18 protein-coding genes are annotated in these 19,595 nt (G+C 73.3%); 6 read left to right on the top strand and 12 right to left on the bottom strand.

Features of this window, described 5'->3' with window-relative positions; genetic code table 11:
- Nucleotides 1-226: 226 nt before the first annotated feature.
- On the bottom strand, nucleotides 227-1,345 hold the full coding sequence (locus COO58_RS27005) for a glycerophosphodiester phosphodiesterase (RefSeq protein WP_098747792.1): 1,119 nt from the start codon (nucleotides 1,343-1,345) through the stop codon (nucleotides 227-229).
- Between the two features lie 106 nt (nucleotides 1,346-1,451).
- Between COO58_RS27005 and COO58_RS27000 the strand changes: the two genes are divergently transcribed.
- Both COO58_RS27000 and COO58_RS26995 read left to right on the top strand, forming a co-directional pair.
- A complete protein-coding gene (locus tag COO58_RS27000) occupies nucleotides 1,452-2,786 on the top strand; it encodes a TrkH family potassium uptake protein (RefSeq protein WP_098747884.1) in 1,335 nt (444 codons plus the stop codon).
- Nucleotides 2,776-3,444: a TrkA family potassium uptake protein gene (locus COO58_RS26995; RefSeq protein ID WP_098747791.1), complete on the top strand. Its 669-nt coding sequence runs from the start codon at nucleotides 2,776-2,778 to the stop codon at nucleotides 3,442-3,444. The genes COO58_RS27000 and COO58_RS26995 overlap by 11 nt, the downstream gene beginning before the upstream one ends.
- 68 nt (nucleotides 3,445-3,512) lie before the next feature.
- Here the strand turns inward: COO58_RS26995 and COO58_RS26990 are convergent, their stop codons facing one another.
- The 7 genes from COO58_RS26990 to COO58_RS26960 all read right to left on the bottom strand — a co-directional run bounded on the left by COO58_RS26990 (nucleotide 3,513) and on the right by COO58_RS26960 (nucleotide 12,298).
- A complete protein-coding gene (locus COO58_RS26990; protein ID WP_098747789.1) occupies nucleotides 3,513-5,141 on the bottom strand; it encodes a serine/threonine-protein kinase in 1,629 nt (542 codons plus the stop codon).
- A 71-nt stretch (nucleotides 5,142-5,212) separates the two neighbouring features.
- Nucleotides 5,213-6,766: a fused MFS/spermidine synthase gene (locus COO58_RS26985; protein ID WP_098747788.1), complete on the bottom strand. Its 1,554-nt coding sequence runs from the start codon at nucleotides 6,764-6,766 to the stop codon at nucleotides 5,213-5,215.
- A 36-nt stretch (nucleotides 6,767-6,802) separates the two neighbouring features.
- The gene (locus tag COO58_RS26980; RefSeq protein ID WP_098747786.1) at nucleotides 6,803-7,846 is read right to left on the bottom strand and encodes a hypothetical protein; all 1,044 of its coding nucleotides are present in this window, start codon (nucleotides 7,844-7,846) and stop codon (nucleotides 6,803-6,805) included.
- 191 nt (nucleotides 7,847-8,037) lie between these two features.
- Nucleotides 8,038-8,847, bottom strand: a complete 810-nt coding sequence (locus COO58_RS26975) for an inositol monophosphatase family protein (protein WP_091569525.1) — start codon at nucleotides 8,845-8,847, stop codon at nucleotides 8,038-8,040.
- On the bottom strand, nucleotides 8,840-9,292 hold the full coding sequence (locus COO58_RS26970; protein WP_091569521.1) for a response regulator: 453 nt from the start codon (nucleotides 9,290-9,292) through the stop codon (nucleotides 8,840-8,842). The genes COO58_RS26975 and COO58_RS26970 overlap by 8 nt, the downstream gene beginning before the upstream one ends.
- On the bottom strand, nucleotides 9,289-11,058 hold the full coding sequence (locus COO58_RS26965) for an ATP-binding protein (RefSeq protein ID WP_098747784.1): 1,770 nt from the start codon (nucleotides 11,056-11,058) through the stop codon (nucleotides 9,289-9,291). The genes COO58_RS26970 and COO58_RS26965 overlap by 4 nt, the downstream gene beginning before the upstream one ends.
- A gap of 28 nt (nucleotides 11,059-11,086) precedes the next feature.
- Entirely contained in the window at nucleotides 11,087-12,298 is a 1,212-nt protein-coding gene (locus COO58_RS26960; protein ID WP_091576921.1) for a PP2C family protein-serine/threonine phosphatase, read from the bottom strand.
- Between the two features lie 297 nt (nucleotides 12,299-12,595).
- On the opposite strand from COO58_RS26960, the gene COO58_RS26955 reads away from it, so the two are divergent.
- Entirely contained in the window at nucleotides 12,596-14,977 is a 2,382-nt protein-coding gene (locus COO58_RS26955) for a M28 family peptidase (protein WP_098747783.1), read from the top strand.
- A gap of 20 nt (nucleotides 14,978-14,997) precedes the next feature.
- Here the strand turns inward: COO58_RS26955 and COO58_RS26950 are convergent, their stop codons facing one another.
- Entirely contained in the window at nucleotides 14,998-15,855 is an 858-nt protein-coding gene (locus tag COO58_RS26950; protein WP_098747781.1) for an SDR family oxidoreductase, read from the bottom strand.
- A gap of 118 nt (nucleotides 15,856-15,973) precedes the next feature.
- Here COO58_RS26950 and COO58_RS26945 point away from each other — a divergent pair, with 118 nt between their 5' ends.
- The 3 genes from COO58_RS26945 (at nucleotide 15,974) to COO58_RS26935 (ending at nucleotide 17,900) form a co-directional block, all read left to right on the top strand.
- Nucleotides 15,974-16,570, top strand: a complete 597-nt coding sequence (locus COO58_RS26945; protein WP_176558986.1) for a TetR/AcrR family transcriptional regulator — start codon at nucleotides 15,974-15,976, stop codon at nucleotides 16,568-16,570.
- An 85-nt stretch (nucleotides 16,571-16,655) separates the two neighbouring features.
- Nucleotides 16,656-17,258: a dihydrofolate reductase family protein gene (locus COO58_RS26940; protein WP_091569503.1), complete on the top strand. Its 603-nt coding sequence runs from the start codon at nucleotides 16,656-16,658 to the stop codon at nucleotides 17,256-17,258.
- Between the two features lie 192 nt (nucleotides 17,259-17,450).
- Nucleotides 17,451-17,900: a GNAT family N-acetyltransferase gene (locus COO58_RS26935; protein ID WP_091576919.1), complete on the top strand. Its 450-nt coding sequence runs from the start codon at nucleotides 17,451-17,453 to the stop codon at nucleotides 17,898-17,900.
- A 142-nt stretch (nucleotides 17,901-18,042) separates the two neighbouring features.
- On the opposite strand, the gene COO58_RS26930 is transcribed toward COO58_RS26935, so the two are convergent.
- The 3 genes from COO58_RS26930 to COO58_RS26920 form a co-directional block, all read right to left on the bottom strand.
- Nucleotides 18,043-18,297 (bottom strand): Smr/MutS family protein, encoded by a 255-nt coding sequence (locus tag COO58_RS26930; RefSeq protein ID WP_013288724.1) that lies wholly within the window; start codon nucleotides 18,295-18,297, stop codon nucleotides 18,043-18,045.
- A gap of 56 nt (nucleotides 18,298-18,353) precedes the next feature.
- Nucleotides 18,354-18,716, bottom strand: a complete 363-nt coding sequence (locus COO58_RS26925) for a M48 family metallopeptidase (RefSeq protein WP_091569498.1) — start codon at nucleotides 18,714-18,716, stop codon at nucleotides 18,354-18,356.
- 86 nt (nucleotides 18,717-18,802) lie between these two features.
- Nucleotides 18,803-19,573: an ROK family protein gene (locus COO58_RS26920; protein ID WP_098747777.1), complete on the bottom strand. Its 771-nt coding sequence runs from the start codon at nucleotides 19,571-19,573 to the stop codon at nucleotides 18,803-18,805.
- Nucleotides 19,574-19,595 lie beyond the last annotated feature (22 nt).

Below are 19,595 nucleotides of genomic sequence, written 5' to 3'. Positions count from 1 at the left end.
CGGGCAACCGTGGCGGGCAGGCGGGCGACCGCGCCAAGCGACCGGGCAACCGTGGAAGGCGGGCGAGCGCGGCAAGCGACCGGGCGAGAGCGGCGGGCGGGCGGGCGCGGCAGGCGGGCGCGGCAGGCGGGCGGGCGCGGCAAGCGGGCGGGCGGGCGATCGCTGCAGGCGGGAGGCACGTCGGGGTGTCCGCGCGAACGCGGGCACCCCGACGGGTGAGCGGGCGTCAGCGGCCGGCGCGGGCGGCGACCGCCGTGTCGGGCTGGTCGGCGAACGCGCCGTCGAGGCCCAGGTCGAAGAAGAGTTCGTACTCGGACGTGATGTCACCGCGCGCGTTCGGGTCGGCGCCGATCCGGAAGTCCACCGGCAGGAACTGGTTCTCGGCCCGGAAGGTCCACGCGTGCACCACCAGCTTGAGCCGGTGCGCGTCCCGGATCACCGAGGTCGGCGCGAGCAGCCGGCCGGCGGCGTCCCGGGGCACGATCAGGTTCTTGTTCAGGCCGACGCCGTCGGCGTACCGGGACACCCAGGCCAGGCCGGCGGCGGTGGCCAGGTCGGCGTAGGTCCGGCGGTCGCCGGCGGCGGTGAAGTCGTAGGGGGCGCCGACCGCGTCCATGAGCTGGACGAGCCGCACGTCGGTCATCGTGTCGAGCTTGCGCAGGTTGGCGGTCTCGAAGCTCTGGATGAAGACCGGGTCGTTGCGGTGGGTCAGCCGGTTCTTCCGGAGCACCGCGACCAGCGGCTCCTCCAGCGCCCGCCCGATCGACGCGAAGTAGGTGGGGTGCTTCGTCTCCGGGTAGACGCCGATGGTCCGGCCCCGCGCCTTCGACTCGGCCCGGGCCAGGTCGATGACCTCCTGGAAGGTGGGGATCTCGAACCTGCCGTCGAACGCGGTGTTGGCCACCCGCACCAGCGGCAGCCGCTCCTTCGCCCGCAGCGTCTTCAGCTCGGCCAGCGTGAAGTCCTCGGTGAACCAGCCGGTGACCGCTACCCCGTCGATGGTCTTCGTCGCCTTGCGGGCGGCGAACTCGGGGTGGGCCGCCACGTCCGTCGTACCCGAGATCTCGTTCTCGTGCCGGGCGACCAGCACGCCGTCCTTCGTCGAGACCAGGTCCGGCTCGATGAAGTCGGCGCCCTGCCGGATGGCGAGCCGGTAGGCCTCCAGGGTGTGCTCCGGGCGGTAGCCGCTGGCCCCCCGGTGACCGATCACGATCGGCCGCTGGGTCGCGCGGGGGCGCTCGGCGTGGTGGTCCGGGCCGGCCTGGGCGGCCACGGCCGGCACCACCACGGCCGCCGCCGCGAGCAGCGCGCCGGCCACGCCGAGGGCGGAAAGGGTACGTCGCAACGCCGTCTCCTGTCGTCGATGGGTACGCACAGCAGACCGGTCCCGGTTGGCCGCCAGTTGGTCGGTTCCTGACCTGCCGGTGAATCTCCGGACGGAAGATGACGTGGTGCGCCGCCTGCTCCGCAAGCCCGTCCGGCTGGTGCCGCTCGGGTTCCTGGTGGTGATCCTGGTCGGCACCGGGCTGCTCATGCTGCCCTGGGCCACGAGCGAGCAGCGCTACACCTCGTTCGAGACCGCGCTGTTCACCTCCACCTCGGCGGTCTCGGTGACCGGCATGACGGTCACCGACACGCCGAACTACTGGAACGGCTTCGGGCTGGTGATGATCACCGTGCTCACGCAGCTCGGCGGCTTCGGCATCCTGACCGGCGCGTCGTTGGTGATCCTCGCGGTCTCCCGCCAGCTCGGCCTGCGCAACCGGCTGCTCGTCCAGGCCGAGACCGCCGAGTTCGGCCTCGGTGACCTACGCCGGCTGCTGCTGCGGATCGCGGCCACCGTCTTCGTCACGGAAGCGCTGGTGGCCGCCGTGGTCGGCGCGCGGCTGTGGCTGGTCTACGACTACGCGCCCGGGCGGGCGATCTGGGCCGGCGTGTTCCACTCGATCCAGGCGTTCAACAACGGCGGCTTCACGCTCTACTCCGACGGCCTCGTCGCCTTCGCCCGCGACCCCTGGGTGACGTTGCCGCTCTGCGCCGGCGCGATCATCGGCGGGCTCGGCTTCCCGGCGCTCTTCGAGGCCACCCGGGAGTGGCGGCGGCCGGCGCGCTGGGCGGTCGCCACCAAGCTGACCGTCTGGGGCAGCCTGGTGCTCATCGCCGTCGGCTTCGGCTACCTGCTGCTGGCCGAGTGGGGCAACCCGTACACGATCGGCACCTACGACGTGCCGGGCAAGGTGCTGTCGACCTTCGGCCAGATCGCGCTGAGCCGCACCGGCGGCTTCGACCTGATCAACGTGGATCGGCTCACCGAGGAGAGCTACCCGATGTTCGTCGGCCTGATGTTCATCGGCGGCGGCAGCGCCAGCACCGCCGGCGGCATCAAGGTCTCCACGTTCTTCCTGCTCGGCTTCGCCATCTGGGCGGAGCTGCGCGGCGAACCGGACACCACGGTGGGGCACCGCCGGGTGGCCTCGGCCAGCCAGCGGCAGGCGCTGACGGTCGCCCTGCTCAGCGTCGCGCTGGTCACCGCCGGCACGGTCGGCCTGATCGCGCTGACCGCGCACGTGCGCTTCCACGCCGCGCTGTTCGAGGTCACCTCGGCGTTCAGCACCACCGGGCTCACCGTCGGCCTGACCCAGCAGTTGCCGCCGTCCGGGCAGTACGTGCTGATCGCGCTCATGTACATCGGCCGGGTCGGCCCGCTCACCCTCGGGTCCGCGATCGCGTTGAACACCCGGCGACGCCTGTACCGCTACCCGGAGGAGCAACCCATTGTCGGCTAGACGTTCCGAGGACACCGGCGTCGCCGTGATCGGCCTCGGCCGGTTCGGCTGTCACCTGGCCGGCTCACTGGCCCGGCTCGACCACGATGTGCTGGCCGTCGACCGCGACCCGGAGCGGGTCCAGCGCTGGTCCGGCGAGCTGGACCGGGTGGTGCAGGCCGACGCCACCGAGGAGGTGGTGCTGCGTCAGCTCGGCATCGCCGACTTCCCCCGGGTGGTGGTCGCCATCGGCGCCTCGGTCGAGGCGAGCGTGCTCACCGTCCTGGCCCTGACCGAGCTGGGCGTACCGCAGATCTGGGCCCGGGCCACCTCGGAGAAGCACGCGAAGATCCTGCACTCGGTCGGCGCGCACCACGTGGTGTTCCCGGAGGCGGAGACCGGCGAGCGGGTGGCGCACCTGATCGTCAGCCGGATGCTCGACTTCATCGAGTTCGGCGACGACTTCGCCATCGCCAAGATCCGGGTGCCTACGCCGCTGGTCGGGCGCTCGCTGCGCGAGCTGGCCCCGCAGGACCGGTACGGCGTGATGGTGGTCGGCGCCAAGCAGCCCGGCCAGCCGTTCCGCTACGCCGGGCCGGAGACCGTGCTGGAGCCGGAGAGCGTGCTCATCGTGGAGGGCAGCATCGCCCAGGTGCAGCGCTTCGCCGCGCTGGCCTGACCGTCAACCCTTCGGGCCCTTCGGACCCTTGCCCTTGGCCTTGCCGTGCTCACCACCCTTCGGCCGGTCTACTTCCCTTTTCCCTTCGGGCCCGCCTTGGGCTTCGGCTTCGCCGGTTCGGCCTTCGGCTTCGGCGCGGGCTTCGCCTTCGCCGTCCCGCCCTTGGCGGTCGTCTTGGCGGTGCTCTTGGTGGCCGGCTTGGCGGGCGGCTTGGTGGTCGGCGCGACGGTGATCGGCACCGAACCGGCGATGCCCGACACCTGCACCCCGCACGTGCGTCCGCCGATCGTGAACTCCACCGGCAGCGTGTTGCTCCCGCTGTAGCGCCCGGCCAGCGTGACCTTGGTGGACGCGCCCGGCGCCAACACCGGAGTCGTCGCCGGGGCGGTGACCGACACGGCCCGCCCCACCTGGCGTACCGGAGGTTGGGCCGTGGTGATCGCCTGCTTGCCGGGGAAGCTGAAGTTCATGGTCCAGTCGCGCAGCTCGCGGGTGCCGGTGTTGGTCACCGTCAGCTCGGCCGAGAAGTCCTTGCCGGTGTCGCGGCGCAGCGAGTAGTCGACCGCGCACGGGGTCGGCTCGGGCAGCCCCATCCGCGCCTCGGTCGGCTCCACGCCGCCGCTGGCCGGGCTCCGCGACGTCACCCCCCACAGGGTTGCGGTGACCGCGATCAGGCCGGCGGCGGCCACCCCGGCCTCCACCCGGCGCCGCCGCACCGCGGCCCGCCGGGTCCGGGTGCGGACCACCGAGAACGGCAGCGCGTCGGTCTCCGCCGACCAGGGCAGGATGGTGGTGCCGGCGTTCTCCATCAGCGCCGGGTCGATCCGGCCGAACGCCGGCGACACCGGCACGACCGCCGCGATGCCGGCCGCCTCGGCGAGGGTCCGGGCCACCTCGGTGGTCGGCGGACGGTCCTCGGGGCGCTTGGCCAGGCAGCGCTGGACCAGTTCGGCGACCTGGGCGGGCAGCCCCGGCACCGGCGGCATCGGGTCCGGATCCCGGTACATGTGGGCGCGGAGCATCTCGGTGGTGGTGCTGGCCTGCCACGGCAGCCGGCCGGTGAGCATCCGGTAGAGCAGCAGCCCCACCGCGTACACGTCGGTGGCCGGCGAGACGTGCCCGTTGTCCAGCCGCTCCGGGGCCAGGTAGGCGGGCGTGCCGAGCAGCGCGCCGTCCGGCCCCTTGTCGCTCTCCCCCACCAGAGCCGAGATGCCGAAGTCGACGACCTTCACGCCGGTCGGGGTGAGCATGACGTTGCCCGGGGTCACGTCCCGGTGCACCACGCCCCGGGCGTGCGCGGTGGCCAGCGCCGAGGCCACCTCCGCGCCGATCGTCATGGCCTCCCGCCAGGGAAGCTGCCCGTCCCGGCCGAGCCGGCCGCTGAGCGGGCCGCCGTCGACCAGCTCCATAACCACGTACGGAACGGTCAACCCGACCTGGATCGACTCGCCGTAGTCGTACACGTTGGTGATATTGGGGTGGCAGAGCCGCGCGGCGGCCTGCGCCTCGACGCGGATCCGGTGCCGGAACGCCTTGTCACTGGCCAGCCGGGAGGCGAGCACCTTGACCGCCACCTGCCGGCCGAGCACCTCGTCGTAGCCGCGCCACACGACCGACATGCCGCCCGCACCCAACTGCTCGACGAGCCGGTATCGCTCGCCGAGCAGTTGCACGCCGTTCCTGACCGGTCCGCCCATGGTCGGTCCTGTTGCCCGAAGTGGGCCCTCGTACACCTCAGCGGTCGGAATCGGTCAGGAAAGTCACCCGTTCAGGCGGTCGCGAGGAGTTGGTCCACCGGCGCGTAGTCGTCGGTGAGGACCTGCGCGTCCCCGACCCACTCGGCGGTGCGGGCCTCGTCGAGCAGCTCGGCCGGTTCCGGCAGCAGCTTCAGCCCGGCCGGGATCCCGGCCAGCGGCAGCGGCGCGTCCGAGGCGATGATCAGGAAGTTCGCGCCCTGCCGACCGGCGACCGCGCCGGGCGGGGCGATCAGCGCGACGTGCTCGAAGACCGCCGAGACGGTGGCCAGCTCGGCCTTGATGAACCGGTCCGGCGGGTAGTCGATGACGTTCTGCACGTAGACGCCGTCCGGGCGCAGCACCCGCCGGACGTCGGCGGCCATCTCGCGGGTGGCCAGGTGCCAGGGCACCACCAGGTGGCCGAACGCGTCCCCGACGATGAGGTCGCGGCTGTCGGTCGGCTCGCCCCCGAGCAGCACCCGCGCGTCACCCACCCGGGCGCGCAGCTGCCGACCGGTACGCAGGCCCAGCTCCCGCTTGTCCAGGTCGACCAGGCCGCCGTCCAGCTCGAAGACCAGGTTGTCGGTGCCCGGCCGGGTCGCGGCCAGATAGTGCGGCACGGTGAAGCCGCCGCCGCCCAGGTGCAGCGCGTCCACCGGCTGCCGCGCCGGACGGGCCAGGTCCGCGACCAGGCCGATCCACTGCGTGTACCCGTACTTCAGGTGGGTCGGCTCGCCCAGGTCGACGTAGGAGTGCTCGGCCGAGTTGAGGTAGAGCGTGCGGCCTTCCGGCCACTGCGGGTCCACCTCGACCCGCGCGCAGTGGTAGGCGGTCTCCACGTCGCACGGGTTCGGGGCGGCGGCGGTGAGCCCGGCCGCGGAGAGGCCGAGCAGCGCGAGCGCGGCCTTGGCCCGGCCCGGGGCCGACGGCCCGCCGCCGGAGCGCCGCCGCAGCCAGAAGCCGAGCGCCAGCCCGGTCGCCCCGAGCACCGCGGCCAGCGCCAGCACGATCACCGAACTGGGCAGCGCGGCGACCAGGATGAAGCCGGTGCCGAGCGTGGCCGTGATGCCGCCCAGCGTGCCGATGCTGGAGAGCTTGCCGACGACCTGGCCGGTGCGGCGCAGGTCGGCGAGTTGGAGCTTCACCACCAGCGGGGTGATCCCGGCCAGCAGCGCCGCGGGCAGCAGCACGGTCACCGCGGTCAGCAGGAGCACCGCGCTCGCCGCGCCGCCGCGCAGCACCTCACCGGCGTAGCGGACGATCGGCAGGGTGACCGCGGTGGCGATGCCGGCCAGCACCAGCGCCGGGGCGATCAGGGTGCGCGGGTCCCGCCGGTCGGCGAGCCACCCGCCCATCCACGCCCCGTACGCGATGGCGGCCAGCGCCATGCCGATGACCGAGCTGGTCACCTGGAGCGTCACCCCGACGTACGGGCCGACCAGGCGCAGTGAGACGGTCTCCAGCACCAGCACCGCGCCGCTGGAGAGGAAGACCAGGAACGCGGCGAGCCCGTTCGGCAGGGCCCGCGGCGGGGCAGTCGTGCCGGCGACCGGCTCGGTGATGACGTCGGACGATGTGCTGCTCACCGTCGCGATGGTACGCAGCGTTCCTGGGCCACCGGGTCAGTACATCGAGATGTGAACATGGTTTGTGTGGTCGGCGGCCGGGCTGCCGCCCCCGCTGTACGCCCGCCAACCGGTGTTCGGCATCCAGATCTGGCGATACCAGATCACGTACATGATGCCGAGCCGGTTCGCGTTGTTCTTGGCCCAGGTGGCGAGGCTGTCGCCGTACGCCTTGTCGCCGCCGGTGGCCGTGCGGTCCTCGAACCCGTCGGTGGCGGCGGCGAAGTCGCAGGCCCGGCCCTTGGGATGCTCGCCGCCCCCGCCGCTGCGGTGACACGACGCGTAGCGCTTGTAGCCGGCGGCCTTGGCCTGCTGGAGCATGTGCAGCGTGCGCGGCGTGATGCAGCCGGACGCGGGGGTCGGGTCGTCCACCGAGCACGACTCCGACGGCCACGAGCCGTCCGAGTTGCGCGGCGCCGGCTTGGCCGACGAGGAACCGCCGCTGAAGCCGGAGCCGGCCCCGGAGCTGACCTTGGCCAGCGCGACCTCGGCGTCCTTCTTCTTGCGGGCCAGCACGGCGAGCTGCTTCTGCTGCTCCCGCACCTCGGTGTCGATGGCCAGCTTCGACTCGGCCGCCTCGGCCTTGGCCCGGGCCAGGTCACCCAGGCGCTTGCTGTCCCGCTGGGCCATCGTGTCCAGCTCGGCGGCCCGCTGGAGGAAGTCGTCCGGCCCGGAGCTGGCCAGCAGCATCGACGCCTCGTTGAGCCGACCCAGCCGGTAGGACTGCACGGCCACCTCACCGGCCTGCGCGGTCAACCCGACGAGGCGCGCCTCGATGTCCTTGAGCTGGGTGGCCAGCGCGGCCTGCCGGCGCCTGGAGTTGTCCAGCCGGTTCTTGGCGTCGATGTGGCCCTTCGCCGCGGCCTCCAGCGCCGCCCGCAGCTGCTTGCTGTCGCCCTCGTCGGGGGCGTTCGGACTCGGCGCGGCGGCGGCCGGGCCGGCCACGGCGAGGCTGCCGGCGCCGAGCAGCACGGCCGTCGCGGCGAGCAGCGCGAGCAACGACCGGCGGACGCGCCGGCCGGTGAGGCTGGTCCTGGGCACTGTTGGTCCTTCCGTCGACCGCCGGCCCCCCGAGTCGACCGTGCGCGGCGGCGTCTCCGCCGGCGCCGGGCGGCGGCCTGCTGGCGGAGACCGCCGGTCACGATACCGGACCGCGCGCCCCGCGCCAGGCCGGCGAGGGCGCGGAGCGCGTAACGTCGACGCAGCGTGTCGCGGTCGTCGCCCAGCGCCGATCAGCGGGCCAGCAGCGCCGCGTACACCTCGTCCCAGATCTCCTCGCTGGCGGCGACCAGCAGGCCCCGGCCCTCGTCGGCCGGGTGGTAGTCGGTGCCGTCGAAGCGGCGGGCCACCCCGCCGGCCTCCCGGACGAGCAGCGTGCCGGGGGTGTGGTCCCAGGGCAGGGTGCGCCAGAACAGCACGAACTGCTGGGCGCCGGTGAGGATGTCCAGGTATTCCCGGCCGGCGCAGTGCTGGCCGGGCAGCAGCTCTCCGAGTCGCCGACCGCCGGCCTCGACGTCGCGGCGGAAGTCCGCCGGCAGGAACTTCGTCATCGCGGTGCCGCGCAGCGCGCCCGCCTCCGGCGCCGACCCGGCGGCCCGCACCGGCGTGCCGTCCAGCGTCGTGCCCGCGCCGAGCCGGCCGGCCGCCATCGTGCCGTCCAGCGGGTCGTAGACCCAGGAGGCCACCGGTACGCCGTCGGTGAGCAGCGCCACCATCAACGCGAACGGCCGCCGGCCGGCGGCGAAGTTGGACGTGCCGTCGACCGGGTCGACCAGCCAGACGTCGCCGGTGCCGTGCAGGTGCCGCAGCAGGTCGGGATCGTCGGCGACGGCCTCCTCGCCGACCACGACCGAGCCGCGCCGCAGCCGTCGCAGCCCTTCGGAGATCAGCTTCTCGGCCTCGCGGTCGGCGACGGTCACCACCTCGCCGGGTGCCTTCTCGGAGATGTCGGACGCGTCGAGCCGGCGGAACAGCGGCACCACGACGTCGGCCGCGGCCTCCCGCAGCAGCGCGGCGACGTCGTCCAGCAGCGGGTCAGCCACGCGGCGGCAACTTGACCACGCTGACGAAGAACTCGTCGATCTGGCGGACCACCGAGATGAAGCGCTCGAAGTCCACCGGCTTGGTCACGTAGGCGTTGGCGTGCAGCTGGTAGCTGCGCAGGATGTCCTCGTCGGCCTGCGAGGTGGTGAGCACCACGACCGGGATCCGGCGCAGTTCCTCGTCCTTCTTGATCTCTTCCAGCACCTCCCGGCCGTCCCGGCGGGGCAGGTTGAGGTCGAGCAGGATCAGGTCGGGGGTGACCGCGTCCGCGTACTGGCCCTCGCGACGCAGGTAGGCCAGGGCCTCCGCGCCGTCGGAGACGACGGTGAGGCGGTTGCGGAGCTTGTGCTCCTCGAACGCCTCCTGGGTCATCAGCACGTCGCCCGGGTCGTCCTCGACGAGCAGGACCTCGATCGGGCTCTTGCCGTCCGCAGGCGCGGTCATCCCACCGTCTCCTTCATGCCACCGTTTGTACCGTGTCCGTCCGCCCGTGCGGGCGACTCCTCGCGTACCGGGCCGTCCGGCTGAGTGGCGACCTCGGGGGCGGCGTCCTCGGCGCCCTCCCCGGTCGACGCCCCGTCCCCGGTCGACCCCTCCACCGGCTCGGTCGCCTCGGCGCCCTCGGCGGCCCCGGCCTCGTCGGCCGCCCGGGCCGCCTCGACGTCGGCCTCCAGCGCGGGCAGCGTGAACCGGATCGTCGTGCCGACCTCGGCGTCGGTGTCCACCCAGACCCGACCGCCGTGATATTCCACGATCTTCTTGACGATGGCGAGCCCGATGCCGGTGCCCGGGTACGCGTCCTTGGAGTGCAGCCGCTGGAAGATCACGAAGATCTTGTCGGCGAACTCCGGCTCGATCCCGATGCCGTTGTCCCGGCAGCTGATCTCCCACTCGCCGTCCACCAGCCGGGCCGACACGTGCACCTTGGGCGTCACGTCGGGGCGGCGGAACTTCACCGAGTTGCTGACCAGGTTGACCAGCAGGTTGGTCAGCAGCGGCTCCTCGCCGCGGATCGTCGGCATCTCGTCCCAGGTCAGCTCGGCGTCGGCGTACTGCCGGGCCGCCTCGGTCTGCCCGGCCACGTCGCCCATCACCTTGTTCAGGTCGACCTCGGTGAAGCCGGTGGTCAACCGGCCGATCCGGGAGAACGCGAGCAGGTCGTTGATGAGCCGTTGCATCCGCTGCGCGCCGTCCACCGCGAACGCGATGTACTGGTCCGCCCGCTCGTCGAGCTGCCCGGCGTAGCGCCGCTGGAGGAGCTGGCAGAAGCTGGCCACCTTGCGCAGCGGCTCCTGGAGGTCGTGCGAGGCCACGTACGCGAACTGCTCCAGGTCACGGTTGGAGCGGGTCAGCTCCTCGGCCTGCTTCTGGAGCTGGCTGTTGACCCACTCGATCCGCTCCCGCGCCTGGCGTACCTCGTCCAGCTCCTGGGCGATCTTCTGCCGCATCAGGTCGATGTCGTCGGCGAGCCGGCGGAACTCGGGCGGGCCGGACCCCTCGATGTGGTGCTGGTAGTCGCCGGCGGCGACCTCGCGCACCTGCCCGACCAGCCCGGCCAGCGGGCGGATCAGGATCCGGTCGAGCGAGAGCAGCATGACCGTGCCGGCCACCGCCACCACCAGGGCCGCGATGATCAGCAGCACCACCAGCGCGTTGCTGGTGGCGTTGACCCGGTCGGCGGTCTCCTTCCGGACGGTGAGGACCTCGTCCTGAAGCGTCGTGACAGCGGTGCGGATGCCGTCGAACTGCTGCCGGGTCTGGTCGGTGATCAGCGCCTGCCCGGCGGCCGGGCCGCTGCGCTCCGTGGTCGCGATCACCGGCTCGGCGACCTGGCTGCGCCACTGCGCGGTCCGCTGCTCGACCAGGCCCAGCTCCCGGCGCACGTCCGGGTAGTCGGCGGAGAGGTCACGGATGGAGGCGATCAGGGCCTGCTCGCGCTGCACGCCCTCCCGGTAGGGCACCAGGTCGTTGCGGTCGCCGTTCACCGCGTAGCCGCGCACCGCGGTCTCCTGGTCCAGCAGGACGCTCATCAGCTCCTGCGCCTGGACCCGCAGCGGGCCGGTCTTGAGCAGCACCGCGTCGATGTTCTGCCGGTTCTTCGCGGCGACCGCCGCCTCCGCGGCGGCCAGCCCGAGCAGCAGCACCAGCACCACGCCAAGGAGCGCGACCACCCGCCGCCGCAGGGTCCACCCCTGCTGGTACGCCTTCACCGATCCCACTTTCGCTCGTCTCTCGCGCTCACCGGCCGCCACCACGGGTGACCAGCAGCATCGCCACGTCGTCGGCCAGCGGGCCGCCGTTGATCTGCTCGGCGCGACCGACCAGCCAGGCGGGCAGCTCGGCCAGCGGCACCGCCCGGTTGGCCGGGTCGGCGAGCAGGTCGGTCAGGCCCGGCACGTCGAGCCGCTCGTCGCCGCCGTCGACCCGGCCCTCGATCAGGCCGTCGGTGTACATCAGCAGCGACCAGTCGTCGGTGTCGAACTCCAGGTCGAACGCGACGGGGCGACGGGGTCGGACGCCGAGCAGCAGGCCGCCCTTGGCCGGCACCGGGGCGACCTTACCGCCGCTGAGCAGCAGCGGCGGCGGGTGGCCGGCGAGCCGGACGGTGGCCCGCGCCGACGCCAGGTCGAGCCGGGCGGTCGCCACCGTCGCGAAGATCTCCTGGAGGCGGCGCTCGCTCATCAGCACCTGCTCCAGCGCGGGCAGCACCTCGTCGTCGGGCACCCCGGCCAGCACCAGGGCCCGCCAGGCGACGCGCAGCTCGACGCCGAGCGCGGCCTCGTCCACCCCGTGGCCGCAGACGTCGCCGACGATCAGGTCGATCCGGTCCGGTCGGGTCTGCACCACGTCGTAGAAGTCGCCGCCGATCAGCGCGGCGTGCCGGCCGGGCCGGTAGAACGTGTGCACCGCGACCTCGTCGGTGGTCATCAGCGGCTGCGGCAGCAGGCCGCGCTCCAGGCGGGCCGACTCGGCCTGACGCAGCTCCACCTCGCGCAGCCGGCGGGCGTTCTCGTCGGCCCGCTTGCGCTCCACCGCGTAGCGCAGCGCCCGGGTCAGCAGGACACCGTCCACCTGGCCCTTGACCAGGTAGTCCTGCGCGCCCTCGGCGACCGCCACGATGCCCAGGTGCTCGTCGGAGCGGCCGGTCAGCACGCAGACCGCGGCGCCGCTGGCCATCTCCAGCACCCGGCGCAGCCCGTCCAGGCCCTGCGCGTCCGGCAGGCCCAGGTCGAGCAGGACGCAGTCCACGCCCATCACCCGCTGCCGGGCCTCGCTGAGGCTGGTCGCCACCAGCAGGTCGATCATCGAGTTGGTCTCGGCGAGCAGCTCGCCGACCAGGAAGGCGTCGCCCTCGTCGTCCTCGACCAGCAGCACCCGCAGCCGCTCGCCCGGCGGGAGGCCGCCGTGCAGCCCCGCGCCGGCCCGGGGCACGACGACGGAACCCGGCATGCTGCTCCCCCCGTGCGGCCGGGTCACCGCCGCGAGGCGCGGGAGTTCGCTGGTGATGTCGGGCTCCTTCCGGGCGCCGTGGGCGATCCAGGCTAAGACAAACGGTCGCACACCACACGACCGCCGTCGGCATCGGTCGGCGGTGAACCTCGTCCACCCGGACAGCGGCACGGCCGACCACCGATGTTACGCCGGGAGCGGTGCCAGGGCGGCGAGGCACCGACCGGGTGGTGCCGCCGCGAGGCCCGGGGGTGCAGGATGATGCCCACCCCCGTAGATCCACCCCGAGGAGTCCCCGTGGGCGCACCCCCCACCCGCCCCGCCGACCGGGCGTTGGCCAAGCCGCGCCGCCGGTTGCCCGCCGCCGTCGCCGCGCTGGTCGCGCTGCTCGCCGTCGGGGCGGGCGTCCTGCTCGACCTGTCCACCCCGGCGCCGCGCCCGGCGGGCGCGCCGGCCGACGAGTTCAGCGCCGCCCGGGCGTACCGGAACGTGGAGGTGATCGCCGCCCGGCCGCACGTGGCCGGCAGCGAGGCCAACGACCGGGTACGCGAGCACCTGGTGGGCACGCTGCGCGGGCTGGGCCTGGAGACGCAGGTGCAGGACGCGGTCGCGCCCGAGGCCGGGCAGCTCAGCGGCGCGGCCGGCGGGGCGACGCTGGCCCGGGTCCGCAACGTGGTGGCCCGGCTCCCCGGCACCGACCCGACCGGCAGGGTCTTCCTCGTCTCCCACTACGACTCGGTGCAGACCGGGCCCGGCGGCAACGACGACGCCGCCGGCACCGCCACCATCCTGGAGGTGGCCCGGGCGCTGACCACCGGCCCGCGCCCCCGCAACGACGTGGTCTTCGTGCTCACCGACGCGGAGGAGGCGTGCCTGTGCGGCGCCGCCGGCTTCGCCGCCGACCACCCGCTGGCCGCCGACGGCGGGGTGGTGCTCAACCTGGAGGCGCGCGGCTCCACCGGCCCGGTGATCATGTTCGAGACCTCGCGGAACAACGCGAAGCTGGTGGACGTCTTCGGTCGGGCCGCCCCGCACCCGGTGGGCACCTCGTTCGCGGTGGAGATCTACCGGGCGCTGCCCAACGACACCGACTTCACCGCGTTCCTCGACCAGAGGTTCGTCGGACTGAACTCCGCCTACATCGACGGCGGGGCGATCTACCACACGCCGCTGGACGTGCCGGCCCGGATGGACCGGGGCAGCCTCCAGATGCACGGCGACAACGCGCTCGGCCTGGCCCGCGAGTTCGGCCGCACCGACCTGGGCGACCTGCGCGCCGGCCACGACGACACCTACTTCCCGGTGCCCGGCGGCCTGGTCCGCTATCCCGGCTGGCTGACCCTGCCGCTGGCCGTGGTCACGCTGCTCGCGGTCGGCGCGCTCGGCTGGCTGCTGCGCCGGCGCGGGCGGGCCACCGCCGGCACGCTCGCCGCCGGCGTCGCCCTGACCCTGGTGCCGCTCGTGGTGGCCCCGCTGGGCGCCTGGCTGCTCTGGACCGCGATCACCACGGTCCGCCCCGGATACGCGGAGCTGCTCGACCCGTACCGTCCGGTCTGGTACCGGCTCGCCGTGGTGGCGCTCGCCGCCGCGGTGCTGCTCTGCTGGTACGCGCTGAGCCGCCGCCGGGTCGGCCCGGCCGCCCTGGCGTTCGGCGGGCTGACCTGGCTGGCCCTGTTCGGGGTGCTGCTCGCCGTGCTGGTGCCCGGCGGGGCGTACCTGACGACAGTGCCGGCGCTGGCCGGCGCGGTCGCCGGCCTCACCGCGCTGGCCACCCGGCGCGACGGCCCGTGGCCGGTGGTCGCGGTGACCCTGGCCGCCGCGGTGGCCGTGGTCATCCTGCTGCCCACCGTGGTGCTGCTCTTCCCGGCGCTCGGCATGGGCATGGGCGCGGTGGCCGCGCTCGTCGCGGTGCTGCTCGGCCTGGCCGCGCTGCCCGTGGTGGACCTGCTGCACCCGCAGGCGGGCGGCCAGCGGGGCCTGCTCGCGCTGCGGGCCCGCCGGCTCGGCGCGCTGCCCGCCACGGCCGCCGCGCTGGCCGCGGTGGTGCTCGCCGGGGTCGGCCTGGCCGTGGACCGCTTCGACGCCGACCACCCCGTGCCGACCCACCTGATGTACGCGCTGGACGCCGGCACCGGCAAGGCGGCCTGGCTCAGTCACGAGGAGGCGCCGCAGCCCTGGACCGACGGGTACGTCGACCGGAGCGTCTCGGTGGCCGACGACTTCCCCGGCCTGGGCGACGGCGAGTTGCGGGCCGGGCCGGCGCAGGCGGCGTCCCTGCCCGCGCCGAAGCTGGAGACGCTCGCCGACACCCGTGCCGGCGACCAGCGGACACTGCGGGTGCGGGTCACGCCGCAGCGGCCGGTGCGGCTGCTGACGCTGCACGTGGACACCACCACCGCGACCGTGCGGGCCGCGTCGGTGGCCGGGCGGGAGGTGCCGGTCAAGGCGCGCGAGGGCCGGTGGGGCTTCGGGATCGTCTTCCACGCCCCGCCGCCGGAGGGCGTCGAGGTGACGCTGACGCTGGCGTCCACCGGCGACGGCCCGGTGAACCTGCGCGCGATGGACGCCAGCGACGGTCTGTCCGCGCTGCCCGGGTTCCGGGCCCGGCCGGCGGACGTGGGCGTGGTCGGCTCGCACAGCTCGGAGATGCTGGCGGTGGCGCGCACGTACCCGCTCTAGCGGCGCGGCCCCCGTCGGCGTCAGGTGCCGGCGGGGGCCGCCACCGCCTGCTCCGCCGCTCGGCTGACCCGCTCCCAGCCCGCCCAGGTGTCCATCCGCCGGCGGGAGATGTCGAACGCCAGGTCGTAGACCATGCTGCCGAGCAGCAGCCGCAGTGGCGGGTCGTCGCTGTCGACCAGGTGCCGCAGCGCCTCGGCGGCCAGCCGGGGTTCGCTGTCGACGGAGCCGGCCGCCCACTGTCGCTCCAGCTCGGCGCGCAGCGGCGCGTACGCCTCCACCGGGCTGGTGGTCGTCATGCTGGTGTAGAGGTCGGTCCAGTAGCCGCCGGGCTGCACGATGCTGACCTTGATGTCGAAGGCCGCCGCCTCCATCGCCAGGGCCTCGCTCATGCCTTCCAGCGCGAACTTGCTCGCGCTGTACATGCCGGTGCTCGGAAAGCCGGCGAGCGCGGCGATGCTGGAGACCTGCACGATGTGACCGGACCGTTGGGCGCGCAGGTGGGGCAGCACGGCCTGGCTGACCCACAACGCGCCGAAGACGTTGACCTCGAACTGGGCCCGCGCCTCGGCCTCGGTGTACTCCTCGATCATGCCCATGGACAGGGTGCCGGCGTTGTTGACGACGACGTCGAGCCGTCCGAACCGCTCGACCGCGGTGGCCACGGCGGCGAAGACGGCCGCCCGGTCGGTGACGTCGAGGGGCAGGGCCAGCAGCCGGTCGCCGTGCCGCACGTGGACGTCGTCCGGGGTGACGGTCCGGGCGGCGGCGACCACCCGGTCGCCACGGTCGAGCGCGGCGTCGACGAAGGCGCGGCCCAGACCGCGGCTGGCGCCGGTGATGAACCAGGTGCGGGGGGTGGCGTCGGACGGGGTCGGCATGCGAGGGCTCCCTCAGTGACTGAGACGAGACGGTCCGTCTCGTTACCGGATCGAGGCTAGCTCGCCCCGGTCCCTCCGTCAAGACGAGACGGTTCGTCTCGCTGGTAGGATGCCGCCCATGACGCCGCCGAACACGGCCCGCCGACGGGAGACATCCCGCCGCGCCATCCTCACCGCCGCCTTCGACCTGCTCCAGGAGGTCGAGTACGCGAAGCTCAGCATCGAGGGCATCGCCGCCCGCGCCGGCGTCGGCAAACAGACCATCTACCGCTGGTGGCCCTCCAAGGGTGCGGTCGTCCTCGACGCCTTCCTCATGCTCAGCGAAGGCGCCGAGGGCGAGCCGATCCGGCTGCCGGACACCGGCGACCTGGCCGCCGACCTGACCGAGGTGCTCCGCGCCACCGTCGTCGAGCTGACCGACGCGCGGTACGAGCAACCGATGCGCGCGCTCGCCACCGAGATCGCCCACGACCCCGACCTGGCGGCGACGTACGCGCAACGACTGGACGGGCCGCTGCGGGAGGCCAAGCGGCAGCGCCTGCGCAGCGCCCAACTGGCCGGGCAACTCGCCGACGACCTCGACCTCGACGTCGCGGTGGACCTGATCTGGGGTCCGTTGTTCCAGCGCTGGCTGCACCGCGGCGGACCACTCACGACCGACTACACCGACCGCCTCGTCGCCACCGCGCTCGACGGGCTACGGCCCCGCCGCTGAACTTTTCTCCGCCGGGATGTCGAGGAACGGCCGGTCGGCTTCTACCCCGGGTGAAAGCTGGTTCACGCGACCCGAGGAGCACACGATGAGCAAGGTGACCACCGGCGCGACGATGTCCCTGGACGGCTACGTCGCGGACCCTTCGCACGGCGGGTTCGAACACCTCTTCCAGTGGTACGGCAACGGCGACGTGGAGGTGCCGACCGCCAACCCGGAAATGACGTTCCGGACCTCGGCGGCCAGCGCCGCGCACATCCGCGCGCTGGTCGAGCGCACCGGGGCGCTGGTCGTCGGCCGTACCCTGTTCGACCTGACCAACGGCTGGGGCGGGCGGCACCCGATGGACAAGCCGGTGGTCGTGGTGACCCACCGGGTGCCGGACGGCTGGGAGCCCGAGGGCGAGTCGTTCGTGTTCGTCACCGACGGCATCGAGGCGGCGATCGCCCGGGCCCGTTCCCTCGCCGGTGACAAGGAGGTCGGGGTCAACGCGGGGACGATCGCCCGGCAGGTGCTGGAGGCCGGGCTGCTCGACGAGGTGCACGTGGACCTGGTGCCGGTGCTGCTCGGCGACGGGATCCCGTTCTTCTCCGGGCTGGGCATCGCGCCGGTGGAGTTCGACGGGCCGTTCCGGGTGGTCGAGGGCACCGGGGTCACCCACCTGGCCTACCGGGTACGGCGTCCGGCCTGACTCACACCAGCTCGCCGAGGGGGCGGGGACCGCTTGACCGGGACCCCGCCACCTCGGCGTGGTGGAGCCGACCAGCGACCGGCCGACCTTCAGTACCGGTTCGGGGACCACTGGGTCCCCGCGCTCCTGGCGCGGATCCGGGCCGGAGATACCGGCTCGCCGGGCGCGCACCCGCTCGCTACGCTGCGCCGCATGCGGCTGGAGACGATCACCCCCGACAACTACGAGGCGGCTCTCGGCCTGTCGGTGCGCCCCGACCAGGAGGATCTGGTGGCACCGGTGGTCAAGTCGCTGGCCGAGGCGTACGTCTTCCCGGAGCACGCCTGGCCGAGGGTGATCTACGACGGGGACCGGCTGGTCGGCTTCCTGATGGCGTTCTTCGACATCGCGTGGAACGACCGCCCGGACGACGTACGGGCCGGTCTCTGGCGGCTGAACATCGCGGCCGACGCGCAGGGCCGCGGCTACGGCCGGTTCGCGGTCGACGCGGTGTGCGCGGAGATCCGGGCCCGGGGCGGTGACCGGGCGTACGTCACCTGGGAGCCCCGCCCCGGCGGGCCGGAACCGTTCTACCTGAAGCTGGGTTTCCGGCCGACCGGCGAACGCAGCGGCGGCCAGACGGTCGCCGTCCGCGACCTCTGAGCCGGTCAGTGACGACTGCTCGGCGCCGGACGGCCAAGGCCCGCGCCACTCGATCGACACCAGTTCAGGGAAGTGGCCGTATCCGAGCTGTCGGGAAACCGCCACATCGGCGTAGTGGAGTGGATCAAGAAACGGGGACGGTCTACTTCCAGCGGAAGTGGACGAAGAGGCGGCCGAAGTTCTTCGAGTCCTTCTCGACCCGGTGGTAGAGCTGCTTGACGTCCTTCTGGTCGAGGAAGCGCAGCACCTTCTTCTTGAGCGCGCCGGAGCCCTTGCCCGGGATGATCTCCACGAGCGTGGCCTTCTTCGCCACGGCCTCGTCCATGATCCCGCGCAGCGCGCGGTCGATGTCGTGGCCCTTGTTGTAGATGTCGTGGAGGTCGAGCTTCAGCTTCACGATCCCATCCTAGGTACGCCGAAGGGCAGCCCACCCGGGCTGCCCTTCGACGGGGCTCAACGACCGACCTTGCCCTCCACCCGGCGCAGGGCCGTGGTGTAGTCGGTGTTCGTCGAGTACATGGCCGCCGCGATGCGAAGGTGCCGCAGCGCGTCGGCCGGCCGGTTCATCCGCTCCAGCGTCCGACCCAGCACGTGGTGCGCGTAGTGGTCGCTCGGGTCCCGGTCGACCAGCTCGCGCAACTGCTCCTCGGCGCGGTTGAGCTGCGCCGACTGGAAGTACGCCCGGGCCAGCAGCTGCCGGACCGAGGAGTTGTCCGGCTCCGCTTCGATGATCGGTTCGAGCAGCCGGGCCGCCCCGGTCGGGTCCCCGGAGTCGAAGAACATGGTCGCCCGCCGGTACTCCGCCAGAAGGTCCACTCGACCCACCTCCTCGTGTCGCGTCAGCCCTTTGTCCGACGCTGGCACAACACCGGCGCGAGCGCGAGTGTTCCACGGGGTGAAGATCAGGGGGTCGGGTCGTACCGGTCACCCACCAGGTCCCAGGCCCGGACACCACCGACGATTCCGGCCGTGTTCGGGACGACCACAACGTCGTCCCCCATCCGCGCCACCTGTTCCGGCCGGATCAGCCGCGAGTTGCCCCCGCCGAGATAGAGCCGGTCCCAGCGGAACACCGGCCGCAGGCCGTCCACCACCTGCCGGATCCGCCGGGACCAGAACGCGTCGCCGAGTCGTCGCCGCTCCGGCTCCCCCACGTACGTGTCGTAGGTGGTGTTCCACCGCACCGGCGCGTGCGACAGCTCCAGGTGCGGGGCGATCGTCCCGCCGTCGAAGAGCGCGCTGCCCAGCCCGGTGCCGAGCGTCAGCACCAGCTCGCAGCCGGTCCCGGCGACCACGCCCGCACCGTGCACCTCGGCGTCGTTGAGGACCAGCGCGGGCATGCCGAACGCCTCGGCCAGCGCGCCGCGCGCGTCGTACCCGGACCATTCCGCGACCAGGTCCGGGTCGACGCGACTGCGCGGCCCGGAGCGGGTCACGTAGTGCGGGGTGGCCACCACCACGCCGTGCCGGATCATGCCGGGCATGCCGACGGTGAGCCGGTCCGCCGCGGGCAGCCGGGCGCCGAGATCCAGCAACGTCATCACGAACAGGCTCGGGGGCAAGGGGTACGGCGTGGGCACGCGCAACGGTCGGGCCCGCATGGTCCCGGCGGCGTCCAGCACGGAGGCCTTGATCCCGCCGCCCCCGCAGTCGATCGCCAGTGTGGTCGCCACGGCTGTGAGTCTCCCTCAGACA

The sequence above is a fragment of the Micromonospora sp. WMMA1996 genome (assembly GCF_002573675.1).
Taxonomy (GTDB): Bacteria; Actinomycetota; Actinomycetes; order Mycobacteriales; family Micromonosporaceae; genus Micromonospora; species Micromonospora sediminicola.
The sequence above is the reverse complement of the archived record's forward strand: the minus strand, read 5'-3'. Positions and strand labels throughout refer to the sequence as shown.